The following is a 16,891-nucleotide window of genomic DNA, read 5'->3' as shown; positions in this document are numbered from 1 at the left end:
ACCATATTTAAAATATATTACAATGGATCCCGTGCGTCGGCTTCGCCTTTCCCCAAACCTGAAACTGAATTGAAAACCCGGAACTTATAACTGAAAACTCATAACTGAGTTGAATTGCTTATTTTTGTTTCAACTTAACGGATCAGTATGCAGGACAACATCATTGACCTAAGGCACGTAAATATTTATCAGGGGAACAATCTCGTTTTGCAGGATGTAAATTTTAAAGTACAAAAGAGTGAATTCGTTTACCTGGTTGGGAAAACCGGTACTGGTAAATCGAGTTTGTTAAAGACCATGTACGGCGACCTGAGATTAAAGGAAGGAGATGGGACTGTAGTTGGCTTCAACCTGCGTGAAATGGACTGGAAAAAAGTTCCCTTCCTTCGTCGTAATCTGGGCGTTGTTTTCCAGGATTTTCAGTTGCTTACCGACCGCAACGTAAACGACAATCTGCGTTTTGTGCTTCGGGCTACCGGCTGGAAAGACGAAAAGCTGATGGATGAAAAAATCCTCGACGTGCTCGACAAAGTGGGCTTAAAAGCAAAAGGGTTTAAAATGCCTTTTGAGCTGAGCGGCGGCGAACAACAGCGTGTTGATATAGCCAGGGCATTGCTCAATTCGCCCAAACTGATCCTTGCCGACGAACCTACCGGCAATCTCGATCCTGAAACTTCTGATGAAATCATGCAGTTGCTGTTCCACATTTCGCGCGATTACGGAACCGCCATTGTAATGGCCACACACGATTATATTGTGATCAATAAATACCCCGCCCGCACGGTTCGCACCGAAAGAGGCCGGGTGATCGACAACGCTAAAATATCCATTGAATAAGGCGTTGCGCATTGCGCTTGTTATCGAAGGTTGAAAGCAAAAGGGCTTTTCGCAACCTGATCTCCTCTTCGGCAAATGGCTGCCGGTATAACTGCATTATCAAACTTTTAAAGGCCGTTGCATTGCTACCAATGTGGCAGGCGCTTTCTAACCCCGTGCTGTGCACCGTAGCATCGTTAACCAGGCAATGCCGTCCATTGAACAGGGCGTTCAGTAATTTCAGCTTAATACCCGTATTGTTAAAAGAGGGCAGTATGTTTATCTGTGCCTTACCGATCATATCCTGCATTTCCTGTTCCGAAGGATCGGCTACCACACAGGTGCTCGGATGCTGCTGAGCGATATGTTGCAGTTTGGAAGACGGGTTTTTACCAGCTATTACAAGAGGAATCTTCAAATCGTTAAATACTTTTTTCAACAGCCAGATAGCCGCTTTTTCGTTTTCGGTTACCGACAGGTTTCCATGATATAAACAAAAACAGCCGACGCCTTCGGGTGCACTTACTTCTGTATATGGTAAAAAAACCGGCAGGGTGGCTATGTTGCGGGCACCGAAGTCGTTCCGGTAACTGTTTACATCCTGATCCGAAACAGCCAGTATCAATGCTTTATTAGCAATGTTTTGTTCGAACTGTTTCAGCAATTTGCTTTCGTGCAGGTAATAGATCTTTCGAAACAGCGAATGGCACGAATGATACAACTGCCGGTAATATTTATGCTCAACATTGTGCAGCCGCAATATGAATTTGCGGTTTTTGAACCGTTCATCGAGCAACAGGTACGAGCAATGAATGCCTTCTATCAAAATCGGGTGATCATCTTTCAGCAAAGTGGCTTCCATTTCGGCGTTCGTTCGCGAAGCCACTATATAAGGCCATTTGTGCGAAAAGCCTTTATGGCCGCACTGCCGCGGGTAATAGCGAACTTCGGTACAATACTCTTCCAGTTCGGGCTGCTTTTCGCGACCGTATTCGAAACAATGCAAATGAATTCGAACGCCCTGCCGGTAAAGTGCTATCAGTTTATAAAAAAGATCAAAATAGCCGCCATGCACAACAGGGTAGGGTACATCGAAGGATATTATATGCAAATGTTTTTCCAATGGCTACAATATGTTTTTATAAAAAAGCAACAATTTCTTTTCTTCTTCCTGCCAGTTCAATTCCTGACGAGCCCGTAAACAATTTTGTTGCAAAAGAGAATATAATTTTTCGTTATTCAATATTTCATTCAATCCCCCGGCTATGGTTTCAGGGAGCAGATCGTTAATAAGAACAGCAACAGTATGCTTATTGTTTATTTCGCGGTAAGCCGGGTAATTCACACATAACTGAGGCAAGCCCGCATTGAGGTAGTCGAAAAACCGGTTCCCCAGCGAGTGAAAATTGTTCATTCCGTTGTTTTCGAACAGGGTAACACCGGCCCATGCCAGGCGGGTATATTCTTTAAGCTGAGCCGGTAATATTTTGCCTTTAAAAATTACTTTTTCCTGCAGCTGGTGTTGTTGTACCAGTTGTTGCGCCTGTTGCATAAAATTGCCGTCGCCACAAATGATCAGGGGGGCATTTACCAGCTTCATAGCCGGAATAAGGGTTTCAAAGCTTCGTCCTTCATTCACGGCGCCCTGGTATAAAATGTATTTTTCGGGTTTGGCAGGCACAGGCTGGGGCTGCATTACCGGCAGGTTGCGGATCACTTCATATTGTACACCGTACAACTGGTTAAATTCATCGGCAATAGCTTTATTTACGGTATATCCGTGTCTGAATTTGGGCACCGTAAAGCGTTCTACCCGTTTCCAGATGCGGTAAACAACAGGCCGGGTAACTACTTCTTTCATTTCGCAAAACAGCTCATGGGCATCGTAAATACGGGGAATGCCTTTTAAAACCGAAACAAAATAAAAGGGTAGAATGGTGTCGAGGTCGATGGCGCAAACCGCATCTGCTTTTTGAAACAATAAATACAGGAACAGCCGTATATTATACTCGAGGTAGCTTAATTTTCCTTTCTTAAAAAAGCAAAGTAGTTGCTTTTGCCGAAAAGGCTGGGAGGGGGGCGCAAAGGTATTTAGCCACCGCCGGCCAATAAGGGTTACGCTATACCCGGCGCCAGCCAGGGATGTACAAATACGAATCATGCGCTGATCGTAGCTCAAATCGTTGGTAACAGCAAAAATCAGTCGCTTCATGAGGCCGGGTCGGGTTTAATTTTTATATCTGTTTGTAAATTAAATAGTTACCTATTTCCGGTTGCCGGTATCCGGAATCCGGTAATTAATAACAGGCATTTGATAATCAACTTCAAAAATAGGACTTTTAAAAAAAATGGCCCCGCTTAAACATTCAATAAGAATTTATTACATACCTTTGCCGGCAATTTAAGAAGATAATTTTTGGATGTTTTTAAAAAAATTGAGATGCCTTATTTAACAAAAGAGAAAGTTTCAGGCTTATTTGCACAATATGGTGGCAAAGCTACAAACACAGGCTCAATAGAGGGCCAGATTGCGTTGCTTACAGAACGCATTAACCGCATTTCGGAACACCTGCAAAAAAACAAGAAGGATTTTTCTACACACCGTGGATTAATGACGATGGTGGGTCAGCGTAAACGCCTGCTCAACTACCTGAGCAAGCACAACCTGCAGGGTTACCGTGCATTGATTGAAAAACTTGGAATCAGAAAATAAGTATGTATTTTAATAAACAACTATTCCCAACTGTATGCCGGTTGGGAATAGTTGTTTTTGATCTACTTTTTTTTCATAAACAAGTTGTTTTTTAACCTGGTTGCTGAACGCCCGGCTCTTTTTCCCACCTTATGCAGGATGTGTTGGCGGCCATAAACTTCAAATTGATATGCTCTCTCAACCAATTAGTGTAACGTTTGATATTGGGGGCGGACGCATGGTTTCTATCGAAACCGGCCGCCTGGCCCGTCAGGCCGACGGAGCCGTTACCGTACGACAAGGCAATTGTATATTATTAGCCACTGTTGTTGCCAATAAAGAACCCAGGGAAGGACAGGAATTCTTTCCGCTGGTAGTTGATTATATGGAAAAGTTTGCGGCTGCAGGCCGTATTCCCGGTTCGTTTTTTAAACGCGAAGGAAAATTAAATGATTATGAAGTGCTCATCAGCCGGTTGATCGACCGCGTTTTGCGACCACTTTTCCCCGAAGATTATTTTTGCGATGTGCAGGTGCTGGTGACCCTCGTTTCGAGCGATGCCGAAGTAGTGCCCGATGCACTGGCCTGTTTGGCTGCCTCTGCAGCACTCGCTGTTTCGGATATTCCCATTAAAGAAATCATTTCTGAAGTACGCATAGGCCGTGTAGAAGGCGAGATGATCGTAAATCCCAGCCGCTCACAACTGGCCAAAGCCGATATGGACTTTATCATTGGCGCCACCGACAAAAACCTGATGATGGTGGAAGGCGAATCGGAAGAATGCAGTGAAGAAGACCTGGTAAAAGCACTCGGAATGGCGCATGAAGCCATCCGCATTCAGATCAAAGCCCAGGAAGAACTGCGCGCCAAAGTAGGGGTTAAGGGTAAAAGAGATTATACCAAACCCGTACAGAATGAAGAGCTGCGTGAAAAAGTAACAGCCTTTGCGAAAGATAAAATTTACCAGATATCACGTGCTGCTTCTGCTAAACACGACCGCAGCGATGCTATCGATAAACTGAAAGAAGAGCTGATCACCAGCCTCGGTGAAGAAGCTGAAGATGATGTAAAGAAACAGGCAAAGAAATATTTCGACGACCTGCAATGGGAAGTGGTTCGTAACATGATCCTCGACGACCGCATTCGCCTCGATGGCCGTGCGCTCGATCAGGTTCGTCCGCTGAACATGGAAGTTGATATTTTACCTTCTCCTCACGGTTCAGCCCTTTTCACACGTGGTGAAACGCAATCGATGACAACCGTTACCCTGGGTACGCCTTTGGATGAACTGTTGGTTGAAAGCGCTGCCACATCGGAATATTCAAAGTTCATTTTACACTATAACTTCCCGCCGTTTTCGACCGGTGAAGTAAAGATGATGCGCGCACCCGGCCGCCGCGAGGTAGGTCATGGTAACCTGGCCATGCGTTCGCTGAAACAAATGATGCCAGGCAGTGAATATCCTTATACAGTTCGTATCGTAAGTGATATTCTTGAGTCGAACGGATCTTCTTCAATGGCTACAGTATGTGCCGGTTCGCTGGCATTAATGGATGCTGGTGTTCCTTTTCCGAAACACGTGAGCGGTGTTGCCATGGGATTGATCACCCGTTCAACAGATGGTAAGAATGCCATTCTTACCGACATCCTGGGCGATGAAGATCACCTCGGCGATATGGACTTTAAAGTTACCGGTACACGCGAAGGTATTTGCGGTGTGCAAATGGATATCAAAATAGATGGTTTAAGCATGGATACCATGCGCGAGGCTTTGGAACAGGCCCGCAAAGGTCGCCTGCACATTCTGGATGCTATGTATGAAGCTATGCCTGAAGCAAGGGCTGAGGTGAAACCACATGCGCCAAGAATGGAAAAACTGTTTATCGACAAGGAATTTATCGGAGCAGTGATCGGGCCCCAGGGTAAGATCATTCAGGAAATTCAGCGCGAAACAGGTACAACCATCAATATTGAAGAAGTTGGAAATTATGGCGAAGTAAGCGTGTTTAGTCCGGCTAAAGAAGGCCTCGAAAAAGCTGTTGGCTGGATCAAGGGAATTGTTGCAGTTCCTGAAGTGGGCTCTGTTTACGAAGCCACTGTTAAGGGCATTAAAGAATTCGGTGCTTTTGTTGAATTCTTACCTGGTAAACAAGGCTTGCTGCACATCAGTGAAATTTCGTGGAAGCGTCTTGAAACGATGGAAGGTGTGTTGAAAGAAGGCGATAAGCTGAAAGTGAAGCTGATCGGCATCGATCACAAAACCGGCAAATTCAAGCTCAGCCGTAAAATACTGATGCCAAAACCCGAAGGTAAAAAGCCTGAAAGTCCGGCGTCGTAATCGTGAGTCGACAAACGGCAAACGTGAAATTGAATCTGATTTTTGTTTCGCGTTTCACTTTTTGAGATTTCACAATAAATAACTCAAAAGGTCTGTACCAACTACAGACCTTTTTTATTTCATATGAGGAATTATATACACATTCGTTTTCAACCCGTTACCAAAGAACAGCAGGAAATTCTGATTGCTCAGCTGGCTGAACTGGGGTTTGAAGGATTTGAAGAAGGGTTGAATTTTGTTTCTGCCTATATAACTGAAGATCAATATAATGAAGATGATACTTTGAGTTTAATAGCCGGTACAGACATTTCTTCCACAAAAGAAGTGATCCTTCCCCGTAACTGGAACCAGGAATGGGAGCAAAACTTTCAACCGGTAATTATTGATTCATTCTGCGCCATCAGAGCCCATTTTCACGCACCGGTAGCCGGTGTGCAGCACGAAATAATCATCACACCCAAAATGAGCTTTGGCACCGGACATCATGCCACTACTTATTTAATGATACAAAGCATGGAGTCCTTACCATTTGCAGGCAAAAAGGTGCTTGATTTTGGAACAGGCACTGGTATATTGGCCATACTGGCCGAAAAGCTGGGTACAGGCAGCATTACGGCTATCGATAACGATGAATGGAGCATTGAAAATGCTGCAGAGAACATTTCGCTTAATCACTGTTCAAAAATAAGCCTGCAGCAGGCAGACAGCCTGCAAATGAACGAAGTTTTTGATGTGATTTTAGCCAATATCAACAAGCACGTATTACTTGCAAATATGAACGCAATAGAACAACATTTGGCTGATGAAGGCGTTGTTCTTATGAGTGGCTTATTAACAGGCGATCAGCCTGATATAGAAAAATCGGCTTTAAACAATAATTTAAAAGTTTTTAAACGAATTGAAAGGGAAAACTGGCTTTGTTTGATGCTAAAAAAAATTTAGGCACAATTAATTGATTGTTATCATTTAATTAACTTTTTTTCCATATTTTCGTTATCCAACTTCAACCAATTCTATTCAATGAAAGAAGCGTTACTCATTGTAATAGCATATTTGATCGGCTCTATTCCAACAGCAGTTTGGGTTAGTAAAGCATTTTTTGGAATCGATATCCGTGAATACGGCAGCGGTAATGCCGGCGCCACCAATACTTTTCGTGTACTTGGATCGCGCTGGGGCACCTTTGTTATGATCATAGATGTATTAAAAGGTGTAGCCGCTACAAGTTTATACATTTTACTACCTTATTATACAACCAGTGAATGGGACCGCACCAACTTTATGGTGGGTTTGGGACTGGCGGCAGTGCTCGGCCACATATTTCCCATCTGGGCCGATTTCAGGGGTGGCAAAGGAGTAGCCACACTGTTTGGAATGATCCTCGCCATTCAGCCTTTAGTAGCGGTTTGCTGCGTTGGTGTGTTTCTGCTGGTATTATATCTCACCCGTTTTGTATCTCTCAGTTCTATATTAGCCAGTATTGCTTTTGCGGTTTTCATTCTCATTATCTTTAATGAAAAAGAACCTTTGTATCGCGCGTTTGCTATTGCAGTGGCTTTACTGGTAGTACTTACCCATCAAAAAAACATTACCCGCCTGTTACGGGGCAGCGAAAGCAAAGTGCCCATTTTAAAGTATCGCGACCGTCGCCGCGAAAAAAGACGTAGCAAATAAAATCAAGGTTAGGAAACAAGGCTAAGGCGCAAGCCGGGAGCAAGCTCCCCTGCCTGTCATTTATATGAACTGGTAAGGGCGTTCATTGGGGCTGCAATTTTTCGTAATCGTTGATTTTTAGGGAAATATATTGTTAATTTTTCTATTGTTTTGACGGTGCCGTTTTCATTTAATAAGTTTGTGCCTAATAAGTTATAACCCATTATGCATGGTTTGGTGAACATATTTTTGACTTTGGGGTTGGTATAAGGATTGTTTAAATAATTGAGTAAAACATACGGAAATGAAACCAGTCATGAATAAACTTATCGTTGCTGCGATAGTAGCCTTGGGCATTGCTTCGTGCGCACAAAATGCCATTACAGGGCGAAATCAATTAGCCCTTTATAATGAAGCCGATATACAATCAATGGCGGCTCAGCAATACACGCAGTTTTTAAGTCAGAATAAAGTTGTAAGCACCAGCTCGAACAAAGACGCTGAAATGGTGCGCAGGGTAGGGCAAAGGCTTACCAGCGCCATAAATCAATATTATACCGCCCAGGGCTTATCAAAAGAGCTGGAAGGGTATAAATGGGAATACAACCTGGTTGATTCAAAAGAAGTGAACGCATGGTGTATGCCGGGCGGAAAAATTGTGGTGTATACCGGTTTATTGCCCATTTCTCAAAATGAAGCCGCCCTTGCAGTAGTATTAGGTCACGAAATTACGCACGCGCTGGCGCACCATGGTAATGAGCGTATGAGCCAGTCTGCAATACAACAGATAGGCGGTCAGGCATTATCAGTAGCGATTGCCAATAAAAGCGCGGCAGCTCAAAACGTGCTGCTCAGCGCTTATGGTATCGGTTCAAATGTTGGCGCCTTATTGCCCTTTTCGCGCAAGCAGGAGCTTGAAGCCGACCATTTTGGTTTGATATTCGCCGCTATGGCCGGATACAATCCGCAGGAAGCAATTCCTTTATGGGAACGCATGAAGGCTGCCGGCGGCGGATCACATCCACCCGAAATTTTAAGTACGCACCCGGCCGAAGATACCCGTATTGAAAAGTTGAAAGAATTAATGCCTGAGGCATTGAAATACTACAAACCGGTAAAATAGGTTTGTTAAAAATAATTTAAGAGTGTCCCGCCGAAACGGCGGGACGCTTTTTTTATGAACGATATAACAAAATACATTCAAAAAAGTATTTTATATAAAATATATTGTATTGCTGTTTATAACTTTTATAGTTGATTAAATGGACTATCAAAATAAATCTCATCCGTTTTCGTCTTTTTTCGGTGGTCTTATAGTTTGCGGACTGTGTCTTGTTGTTGTTTATCTTTTGGTATTATTATTGACTTTTGACCTTGGAGGAGGCGAGACTCTGCAACAGGTAGAGAACCAAAGAGCAGCTTTTTTAATATTCACACTTTTCCTTGCAATACTGGCTGGTTATATAGTTCGGAGATTTTTAAAAAGTGGCAAAAAATTTACTGCATATGGAATTAGTATTTTGCCTATAATAGTTGTTGTAACCGTTACGGTTTATTATATCAATAACCTGCATTCTCATACGAAGTTTGACCGATCAGTTTGGGAACAATCAAATTGGAAACCACTCGATATGTCTGTATCATTAGTGAAGGAGAAAAAACTAATCGGTTTAACAAAACAGCAGGTAACAGATATGTTAGGTGCGGGTGTAAAAGATGGTAGTTCAATACAGTATATGGTAAATGATGATTGGACTATGACTGTTTATTTTGAACAAGACAAAGTCATAAAAACTGAATTGCGACTCCCATGGCTTGGCGTTTAATAAAAGACCGCACAAACATTAAAATAGAACCGGAACATCTTTATATGTTCTACTAATTCTCTCAACTTATCACCAGTACTTATACTATTCTTTTCCGTAATAACTGCTAATTATCGATTGTGCTGATATCAATCAGCCTTGTTTTATATACCCATTCACCCTGTTTGTATAGCAAATAATAAATGTGGCACATAGCTTGTTTTCTACCACATGAATTTTGTAAGCAACTTCTCCCATAGGCAGTCAAATCCAAATCCACCTTTGTTTATCAGATCGGGAAAGCACTAACACTGTATAGCTGAACAAAAAATCTTTTGATATAACGGCTTGTATACATCGTATACAGGTACCGGTTGCCTTGCTATTCTATTCATTTAAACCCATTAACAACTATGAGAAAGGGTCGATTGATTATACTAACTGCGGTGGGAATATTGTTTCATTTGGTTATAAGGGCTCAACAGCAAACTATCCTGGGACTTGATACCTATTTTGAAGAAGCATATTGGCGTTATCCTAATATTCCCAAAGGTGTGCTGGAAGCAGCAGCTTATTCGGCATCGCGTATGACAAACCTGCAACCAGCAGATAACGATGTAAATAATTGTGCAGCTATGCCTGCACGGTACGGGCTGTTTGCTTTGGTCGAAAACGGACGCGGCTATTTTAAAAACAACCTGTTGATCGTTTGCAATTCCAGTAATATTACGCCCGACGAATTTAAAAAAGATGTGCGTCTGCAGGTGCTTACAGTTGCCAAATTCCTCAGCCGCGAAGCCAGCATCAAACGAATGGATGCGAGCGTTCGCGCCGAAGCATTTGCCGAAGTATTTGATAAACTGTCTGAAATTCCCGATGACAGCACATCTATTAACAAATACGCGTTGTCGTTATACAAGTATGATATTTACGACCATCTGCAAAAAGGCTTCTCTACGCCATCGCTTAAACTTGCGCCGGTGGATATTCAGATGGACCAGATTTTTCCGGCTCCTTTATTGCGCAAATTAAAAGCGCCCGATATCGAGATCAATTATGATAAGGATTCTGTTTTGCTCCGCAACAGCGGTCAGGCCGATGCTTCGGGCAACAGTTTATTAAACAACGCACGATTAACCGGCGTTGGCAGCGTTAACGATGTATATGATGCCGCTGCAGCTGATTATCCTTCGGCCATTTATGTGCAGGCCAATGCGAATAATTATCAAAAAGGGCGTAATGGCACTAAGATCACCAATGTAGCAATACACACAACGCAGGGAAGTTATGCAGGTACCATTTCGTGGTTCAAAAATCCCAGCGCCATTGTATCGGCGCATTATGTGGTGAGGTCGTCTGACGGACAAATTACGCAAATGGTAAAAGAGACCGATATGGCTTATCATGCCCGAAGCGCCAATTCCTACACCATTGGTATTGAACATGAAGGTTTTGTTGACCAGGGCACCAAATGGTATACCGATAAAATGTATAAAGCTTCGGCTGCCCTGGTACGTAATATATGCAGCCGCCGCTCGATCGATGAAACCACCTGTTTCAAAGGACCTGCAACAGCAGGCACCAATTTTTTACCAATCACTGTGCGTATAAAAGGTCACCAGCATTACAGCGGTAATACCCATACCGACCCGGGTAAATACTGGAACTGGGGCAAATATGCCGATCTGCTGATCGATAAAAGCACGCCCGATCCCGATCCCGAGCCGCAATTTGTAACGATACCAGATGGGGTTTACCGCGTAAACAATGCGGCCAGCAGTAAAGTGCTGAATGCACGTGATTGTTCGGGCAATCAGGGAACCAAAATAACACAGCTAACCTGGAGCGGTAAGGATTGCCAGCGCTGGCGTTTTGAAAATGCCGGAGATGGTTGGTATAAAATCACCAATCAGATAAGCGGTCGGGCGCTTGATGTGCCCGCCTGTTCAAAAGATAATGTGCAGGTGCAATTGTATGATTCAAAAAACAACAATTGTCAACTGTGGCGGTTATACGCCGAAGGTAGTAAAGGCGAAATGCGGCTGGTAAACAGATCGAGTGGAAAATTATTGGAAATTGTGTCGGGCTCAGCTGCCAATGATGCGGGTGTACAGCAGGGCGCCTGGAATAATAAAAATTATCAAAAATGGTTATTGACAGCGGTAAGTCCGAACGCTATTCCCAATGGCATTTACCGTATGCGTATTTTACAAAGTGGTAAAGTGCTGCAACCTTCGGCATGCAATAATTCGGCAGGTGCGGCCATGCAACAGTGGGACTGGAAGGGGCTCGACTGTCAGCGATGGGAGGTAGAAGCCACATCCGACGGTTATTTTCGTTTGGTGCAACATGCCAGCAAACTAATATTGAATGTTGACAAATGCAATAAGGATAAAGGCGGCAATATAGTGCAGAGTGCCGGGCAGAACAATGATTGCTACAAATGGTCTTTTGAAAAAGTTAGCGACAGCACATATAAAATAATATCAAAAAGCAGTGGTAAAGTGCTTGATGCTGCTGATAATAATGCAGGTGCGGCGGTATATCAATGGGACTGGAATGGCGGCAAAAGTCAGCAATGGGTATTTGACGCGATCATTGGTGAAGATAGTCTGGTTGTAGCCCCCAATCCGGTAACCAGCGATGAATTAAAGATCAATTACTATTTAAATAATCCGTCGCAACACGCTACCATGATGTTGTCAGATTCCTATGGGCGCATCCTTATCAAACAACGGATATTATTACAACAGGGAAGCAACCGGTTTACGATGAATACCAGTATGCTAAAATCAGGCGTATTTCTCGTGATTTTTCATCCCGATTCAACCGGGGTGAGGGTGGTGAAGAAGGTATTAAAACCGTAATCGTGAATGGTCAGTGGTGAATGGTGAATAGGATTTTGCTATAATTGTATATATGATATTTATAATAATATGATTATCAATCGGGGAGTTGTTGTGTTTGTAGCGATTGACCATTGACCATTCACCATTGCCCAATTGATTTAATTCAATTTTTTGATACTTTTTTGCATAAATCTTAGTCAGATGGAGTAATATCAAAAAAATTTTTATCAGGTAAGCATCTTTTACTACCTTTGCAATCCCGTCTATTTTTTATAACCTGATAAAGCTATTACTAAAACCTCCTAAGGCATGTCGCAAAATTTGTTAGAAAAGCTTCATTTACAGGAAGAAAAAAACATACTGATTCAGGGTTTACCTTCCTCCATTGAGAAGCAATTTGTCAAATTATCGTTTGCCAAAAATGTAACGCCGCTGTTGAAATCGCGTAAGATCGATTTCGCGCTGGTGTTTGCAGTAAACGAAAATCAGTTGAACTGCATTTTACGGGAAGTTCTTCCCGCCCTGCAGGAAGAAAGTAAGTTTTGGATTGCTTATCCGAAAAGCACTTCAAAAATTGCTACCGACCTGAACCGGGAATGCAGTTGGGATGGCGTTCGCAATGCGGGTTTTGCTGTGGCCGATGAAGTGGCCCTTGATCATGTATGGACCGCTATGCGATTCAACAAGGCCACCACAGTTAAAAGCAGCGGTAGAAAAAGAGTTGCCGCTATGGTTGATTAATTTTTTCCGTGCATTTTTTACTAATGTATGTAAGCTATCTCATCACGATAGCCAATTAAATTTATTTGCGTAACCCCGAAAAGTTGAAGAATAAACAACTTCGCACTTTTCGGGGTTTTTTGTTTTTATGTAGCACAAACGAAACTTAGTTGTTGCACATTATAGAGTCTTGCAATTACATGAAGTACATTCCGCACCTGTATTCGACAAATTGCATATTGCGTTCAGTGAAAGTTTGAAAATGATTCAAATACGATTATTAAATAACCACAATAAATATTCCTGTTTGCCAGTTAAATAAAAGAATGTATGCGTTGGAAATAACCGCCGGGTCAAAAGTAAATATCCGGAAGATTGTAAAAAATTAAAGCGATTGTTGCCAGATGATTGAACATATTCCGGTCACATAAGAAAAGCAAAACCCTGGTAGCAATCGGTTTAATGATTTGCCGGAACTGCTATCGGGGTTTATTAATTTCACCACAACTTGTCCGGGCTATCGGAATGGCGCATGAATGATGTCAACACACAGGAAAAACCCAGAATCCTTTGTGATTTTGTGTGTGTTTCGAAAAGATCGGGGCAGGTTGTGGTGAAGCCTTAATTGTTTGCCATTAGTTTGCTCCACTCAAGCAGGTCGGCTTTTTCGAATGTATCGATCACAAGGTCGGCCTGATGCAGCAAATCGGCCGTGTGCGTAGTTGCAATGGCCACACATTTCATATTGGCATTTTTGGCAGCTTTTACGCCATTTATGGTGTCTTCAACCACTATACAGTCTTCGGGAGATAATTGCATTCGCTCAGCTGCCTGTAAAAAAATATCGGGAGCCGGTTTTCCGTGATGAACCTCTTCACCGGTAACAATCACATCAAAGAATGGCAGGAACTGAACTTTCTCCATTAAAAGTTTCATTTTCTCTCTTCGCGAACTGGTAGCCAGTGCAATTTTTACAGGATATTTTTTCAAATTTTTGAAAAGTTCATCTGCAAAAGGCACGATTTTGATACCATTATTAGTGACCACTTCTTTAAAATAGGCCATTTTTTGTTGCAGCGCTTTGGCGAGTTCTTCATTGTTGAGTTTCAGCCGTGCATTGATTACATCAACGCTTTTTATACCCAGCATCGGCTGGTATTCCTGAAAAGTAAATGGTATATTATGGTCTGCAAAAAGCCATTTCCATGCAAGATAGTCAGCTTCGGTACTTTCGATCAACGTTCCATCCATATCCAGTATTATTCCTTTAAACGGAAGGGCAACGGTTGTATGGGTATTTTGAGAAACGGGCTTTACGCTCATAGTTTGATTTAATTATAATTTACAGGTGATATCGCTTTTACAGCCGGGCGTATTGGCAAAACTTTTTTGAGAAAGATTTTCTACAACCGTTGAATAGCAATCAAATAAACTGATTTGTCATGACATTATCGCTAACAATATAGGCAATTTATTGTTTCGCGAATGTAAGAACATAAAGGCACAAATTCATCTTAGTGAGCGTTTCATCTGTACTGTATAAAAAACGAAGAATTTTCTACGAGGGAGATCATTGGCAGAGTTCAGCATTTGAGTGTTGACAAGTTGTTAAGTTAAAAAGTTTCAATGGCGCTAATTCTTCCTAATCACAGTACCTGTCAGTTTTGTTATTTCCATTTCCATTTCTTTAATATGCATATGTGGAGGTAATAGTTCTTTTAATTTTTCATAAGTGTTGTTCGCTTGTAATTCTATTTGATTTTCTTCCATGAGGCGTTTGATTTTCCTCAATTTCAGTTGTTGCAGGGTAGATATCACATCATCTTTAAAACCTTTTTCTTCTTTTACAAGCGGTTTATGCTTGTATTCAATACCCATATATTTTCTGAAGCCCTGCTCCAGTACCGAGAACACCTGTTTCTCGGCCAGCCAGCGTTCGCTTAATTCGTACGGCGTATTTAAAATTGAAACTACAAGGGTGCTGATATCGTTCTCCTGCGAAAAAATGAAGTCTTTATCAGTGGGTTCTTTGTTTTCCTGCAACATAGCCCGGTATTGCTGCAGCAATTTGCTCACGGTTAAGTTTTCGATCATTTCTTCAACGATCGACTCATTAAAAATATACTCAGCTATTTTTTGTTTGCCATCCCAGTCTTTTAACCCATGTTCAAGCAATATTTTTATAAGTGCTTTTTCATGCAGTTCATCTTTAAAAATGAGGTTAAAGCTTTCATCGCTGTAATCGGCTGCGGCGCCCTGTTGCGCATTATTTTCATAATACTTAGCATCTTCGGCTGGCAGTTTATGTTCTTCTTTAGCTACTTTTTCGCGTATGAATTTATTAACGAGGGCAACCAAACCACCTTCTTCGATGCGCAACAACTCGGCGCATTTTTTAATATAATCCTGCTGTTTGGTGAAATCTTCAAGCTTATTGATCTTCGAAAGGGTTTCGGCCACCTGGTTTACCACAGCTGCCTTTTTGGTGGTATCTGTACCGGCATCTTTCATTTGCACTTCGAGCTGGAACAGGATGAAATCTTTCTTGTTCTTATCAATAAATTCCCTGAAGCTGGCAGCGCCCACTTTATGAACATAACTATCGGGGTCTTCCTTATCGGGTATCAGTACCAGTTTTACATTAAGGCCTTCTTCAAGCGCCATGTCAAGACCGCGCAATGCTGCTTTTATACCGGCTGCATCGCCATCGTAAATGATGGTGAGGTTATTGGTGTATTTTTTAATAAGCCGCAACTGATCCATGGTAAGCGAGGTGCCGCCCGATGCCACTACGTTTTCGATACCGGCCTGGTGTAATGAAATTACATCGGTATAGCCTTCTACCAGCAAACATTCATCGTATTTGTCAATGGCCTGCCGGGCAAAATAAGTACCGTATAATATTTTACTTTTTATGTATACTTCATTCTCGGGCGTGTTAATGTATTTGGGCGCTTTATCGCTTTTTCCAATGATACGGGCGCCAAAACCTATGATCTTGCCCGTTTGATTATGCACCGGAAAAATAATACGCCCCCGGTAGTTGTCGAATGGCTTTTCGTCGCGAACTATTACGAGCCCGCTTTTTTGCAAAAATTCGAGGTTATACTGAGCTGCCAGGGCCGTTTGTACAAAGGCGTCGCGGCTTTGTAAACAATAGCCCAGCTGAAAGCGGTTAATGATGTCTTCCCTGAAACCACGCTCTTTAAGATAGCTTAACCCGATGTCGAGCCCTTCGTCGTGCTCAAACAGGTTTTTGGTAAAATATTGCTGTGCAAAACTGTTGATGATGAATAAGCTGTCGGCCGCCTGCTGTAGTTGCTTCATTTCGGGGCTAACGGCGGTTTCTTCTACCTCAACATTATATTTTGCGGCAAGCCATCGCAATGCTTCAACATACGAATACTTCTCATGCTCCATAATGAAGCTGATCGTATTGCCGCTACGGCCGCAACCAAAACATTTATAAATTTCCTTTGCAGATGAAACTGTAAAAGACGGTGTTTTTTCGTTATGAAAAGGACATAGGCCGAGGTAACTGGCTCCCCGTTTCTTCAACTTTACAAAGCCGCCGACGATTTCGATAATATCGATGCGGCTGAGTATCTGCTGTATGGTTTGCTGAGTGATCATTTGTTGTAAACCAACAAATTTACGAATCAGAAGTTAAGCATTCAAATATAGAATTGATATTGGACAAGAAATTGGGAGAAAGGGGAATAAAAAGGGAGGGGAGGAAAGGTAGTTGTGAAAGAGTGCTTAAATTGGTGTATGGGAAGCAAATTTGCGGTACGATTGCCAGGATTTGATGAAATGATCAATTATTATGGACCATTTTTGGGGCTGGTATTATCGCTCATTATACTAATTCTGATACTGCAGTTTATTTGGTTCCGCAGAATTCTGAAAGCAAAAAATGAAGAAATAAAAAGGCTGGCAAAAAACGAAGAGAAACTTACCGAAAGAATTTTGCATATGATTGATGCAGAAATAGGGTTTGGAGAGAAAATTAAATAAA

General features: G+C 42.3%; 14 protein-coding genes. 10 read left to right on the top strand and 4 right to left on the bottom strand.

What is annotated here, in order from left to right:
- The first annotated feature begins 147 nt into the window (after positions 1 to 147).
- A complete protein-coding gene (locus tag AC59IL_RS00565) occupies positions 148 to 837 on the top strand; it encodes a cell division ATP-binding protein FtsE (protein WP_496550111.1) in 690 nt (229 codons plus the stop codon).
- Here the strand turns inward: AC59IL_RS00565 and AC59IL_RS00560 are convergent.
- Complete coding sequence (locus AC59IL_RS00560; RefSeq protein ID WP_496550110.1) at positions 818 to 1,939, bottom strand: glycosyltransferase; 1,122 nt, start codon at positions 1,937 to 1,939, stop codon at positions 818 to 820. The genes AC59IL_RS00565 and AC59IL_RS00560 overlap by 20 nt on opposite strands.
- Before the next feature lie 3 nt (positions 1,940 to 1,942).
- A complete protein-coding gene (locus AC59IL_RS00555; protein ID WP_496550109.1) occupies positions 1,943 to 3,028 on the bottom strand; it encodes a glycosyltransferase in 1,086 nt (361 codons plus the stop codon).
- Positions 3,029 to 3,232: 204 nt separating this feature from the next.
- On the opposite strand from AC59IL_RS00555, the gene rpsO reads away from it, so the two are divergent.
- From rpsO to AC59IL_RS00515, 8 genes are all read left to right on the top strand, one after another.
- Complete coding sequence (rpsO, locus tag AC59IL_RS00550; protein ID WP_496550108.1) at positions 3,233 to 3,529, top strand: 30S ribosomal protein S15; 297 nt, start codon at positions 3,233 to 3,235, stop codon at positions 3,527 to 3,529.
- Positions 3,530 to 3,698: 169 nt separating this feature from the next.
- Positions 3,699 to 5,846 (top strand): polyribonucleotide nucleotidyltransferase, encoded by a 2,148-nt coding sequence (locus AC59IL_RS00545; protein ID WP_496550107.1) that lies wholly within the window; start codon positions 3,699 to 3,701, stop codon positions 5,844 to 5,846.
- 123 nt (positions 5,847 to 5,969) lie between these two features.
- A complete protein-coding gene (prmA, locus tag AC59IL_RS00540) occupies positions 5,970 to 6,788 on the top strand; it encodes a 50S ribosomal protein L11 methyltransferase (protein ID WP_496550106.1) in 819 nt (272 codons plus the stop codon).
- Between the two features lie 78 nt (positions 6,789 to 6,866).
- On the top strand, positions 6,867 to 7,520 hold the full coding sequence (plsY, locus tag AC59IL_RS00535) for a glycerol-3-phosphate 1-O-acyltransferase PlsY (protein WP_496550105.1): 654 nt from the start codon (positions 6,867 to 6,869) through the stop codon (positions 7,518 to 7,520).
- Positions 7,521 to 7,803: 283 nt separating this feature from the next.
- Positions 7,804 to 8,622 (top strand): M48 family metallopeptidase, encoded by an 819-nt coding sequence (locus tag AC59IL_RS00530; protein WP_496550104.1) that lies wholly within the window; start codon positions 7,804 to 7,806, stop codon positions 8,620 to 8,622.
- A 139-nt stretch (positions 8,623 to 8,761) separates the two neighbouring features.
- Positions 8,762 to 9,325 carry a hypothetical protein gene (locus AC59IL_RS00525; RefSeq protein WP_496550103.1) on the top strand — a complete coding sequence of 188 codons (564 nt, stop codon included), beginning with the start codon at positions 8,762 to 8,764 and terminating at the stop codon, positions 9,323 to 9,325.
- 392 nt (positions 9,326 to 9,717) lie between these two features.
- Positions 9,718 to 12,171 carry an RICIN domain-containing protein gene (locus AC59IL_RS00520; RefSeq protein ID WP_496550102.1) on the top strand — a complete coding sequence of 818 codons (2,454 nt, stop codon included), beginning with the start codon at positions 9,718 to 9,720 and terminating at the stop codon, positions 12,169 to 12,171.
- A gap of 291 nt (positions 12,172 to 12,462) precedes the next feature.
- On the top strand, positions 12,463 to 12,894 hold the full coding sequence (locus tag AC59IL_RS00515; RefSeq protein ID WP_496550101.1) for a hypothetical protein: 432 nt from the start codon (positions 12,463 to 12,465) through the stop codon (positions 12,892 to 12,894).
- Positions 12,895 to 13,494: 600 nt separating this feature from the next.
- On the opposite strand, the gene AC59IL_RS00510 is transcribed toward AC59IL_RS00515, so the two are convergent.
- The gene (locus tag AC59IL_RS00510) at positions 13,495 to 14,196 is read right to left on the bottom strand and encodes an HAD family hydrolase (RefSeq protein ID WP_496550100.1); all 702 of its coding nucleotides are present in this window, start codon (positions 14,194 to 14,196) and stop codon (positions 13,495 to 13,497) included.
- Between the two features lie 309 nt (positions 14,197 to 14,505).
- The gene (gene dnaG / locus AC59IL_RS00505; RefSeq protein WP_496550099.1) at positions 14,506 to 16,506 is read right to left on the bottom strand and encodes a DNA primase; all 2,001 of its coding nucleotides are present in this window, start codon (positions 16,504 to 16,506) and stop codon (positions 14,506 to 14,508) included.
- Between the two features lie 138 nt (positions 16,507 to 16,644).
- Between dnaG and AC59IL_RS00500 the strand changes: the two genes are divergently transcribed.
- On the top strand, positions 16,645 to 16,890 hold the full coding sequence (locus tag AC59IL_RS00500; protein ID WP_496550098.1) for a hypothetical protein: 246 nt from the start codon (positions 16,645 to 16,647) through the stop codon (positions 16,888 to 16,890).
- Position 16,891: the final 1 nt, after the last annotated feature.

The organism is Niastella sp. sgz303648 (assembly GCF_059587045.1).
This window is presented reverse-complemented; position numbering and strand designations above follow the sequence as displayed.

Excerpts from the sequence above, each read along its gene's own strand:
- AC59IL_RS00515 (WP_496550101.1), top strand. The coding sequence starts at position 12,463 with ATGTCGCAAAATTTGTTAGAAAAGCTTCATTTACAGGAAGAAAAAAAC.
- AC59IL_RS00555 (WP_496550109.1), bottom strand. The coding sequence starts at position 3,028 with ATGAAGCGACTGATTTTTGCTGTTACCAACGATTTGAGCTACGATCAG.
- AC59IL_RS00525 (WP_496550103.1), top strand. The coding sequence starts at position 8,762 with ATGGACTATCAAAATAAATCTCATCCGTTTTCGTCTTTTTTCGGTGGT.
- AC59IL_RS00530 (WP_496550104.1), top strand. The coding sequence starts at position 7,804 with ATGAAACCAGTCATGAATAAACTTATCGTTGCTGCGATAGTAGCCTTG.
- AC59IL_RS00565 (WP_496550111.1), top strand. The coding sequence starts at position 148 with ATGCAGGACAACATCATTGACCTAAGGCACGTAAATATTTATCAGGGG.
- AC59IL_RS00520 (WP_496550102.1), top strand. The coding sequence starts at position 9,718 with ATGAGAAAGGGTCGATTGATTATACTAACTGCGGTGGGAATATTGTTT.
- AC59IL_RS00545 (WP_496550107.1), top strand. The coding sequence starts at position 3,699 with ATGCTCTCTCAACCAATTAGTGTAACGTTTGATATTGGGGGCGGACGC.
- prmA (WP_496550106.1), top strand. The coding sequence starts at position 5,970 with ATGAGGAATTATATACACATTCGTTTTCAACCCGTTACCAAAGAACAG.
- AC59IL_RS00510 (WP_496550100.1), bottom strand. The coding sequence starts at position 14,196 with ATGAGCGTAAAGCCCGTTTCTCAAAATACCCATACAACCGTTGCCCTT.
- dnaG (WP_496550099.1), bottom strand. The coding sequence starts at position 16,506 with ATGATCACTCAGCAAACCATACAGCAGATACTCAGCCGCATCGATATT.
- AC59IL_RS00500 (WP_496550098.1), top strand. The coding sequence starts at position 16,645 with ATGGGAAGCAAATTTGCGGTACGATTGCCAGGATTTGATGAAATGATC.
- plsY (WP_496550105.1), top strand. The coding sequence starts at position 6,867 with ATGAAAGAAGCGTTACTCATTGTAATAGCATATTTGATCGGCTCTATT.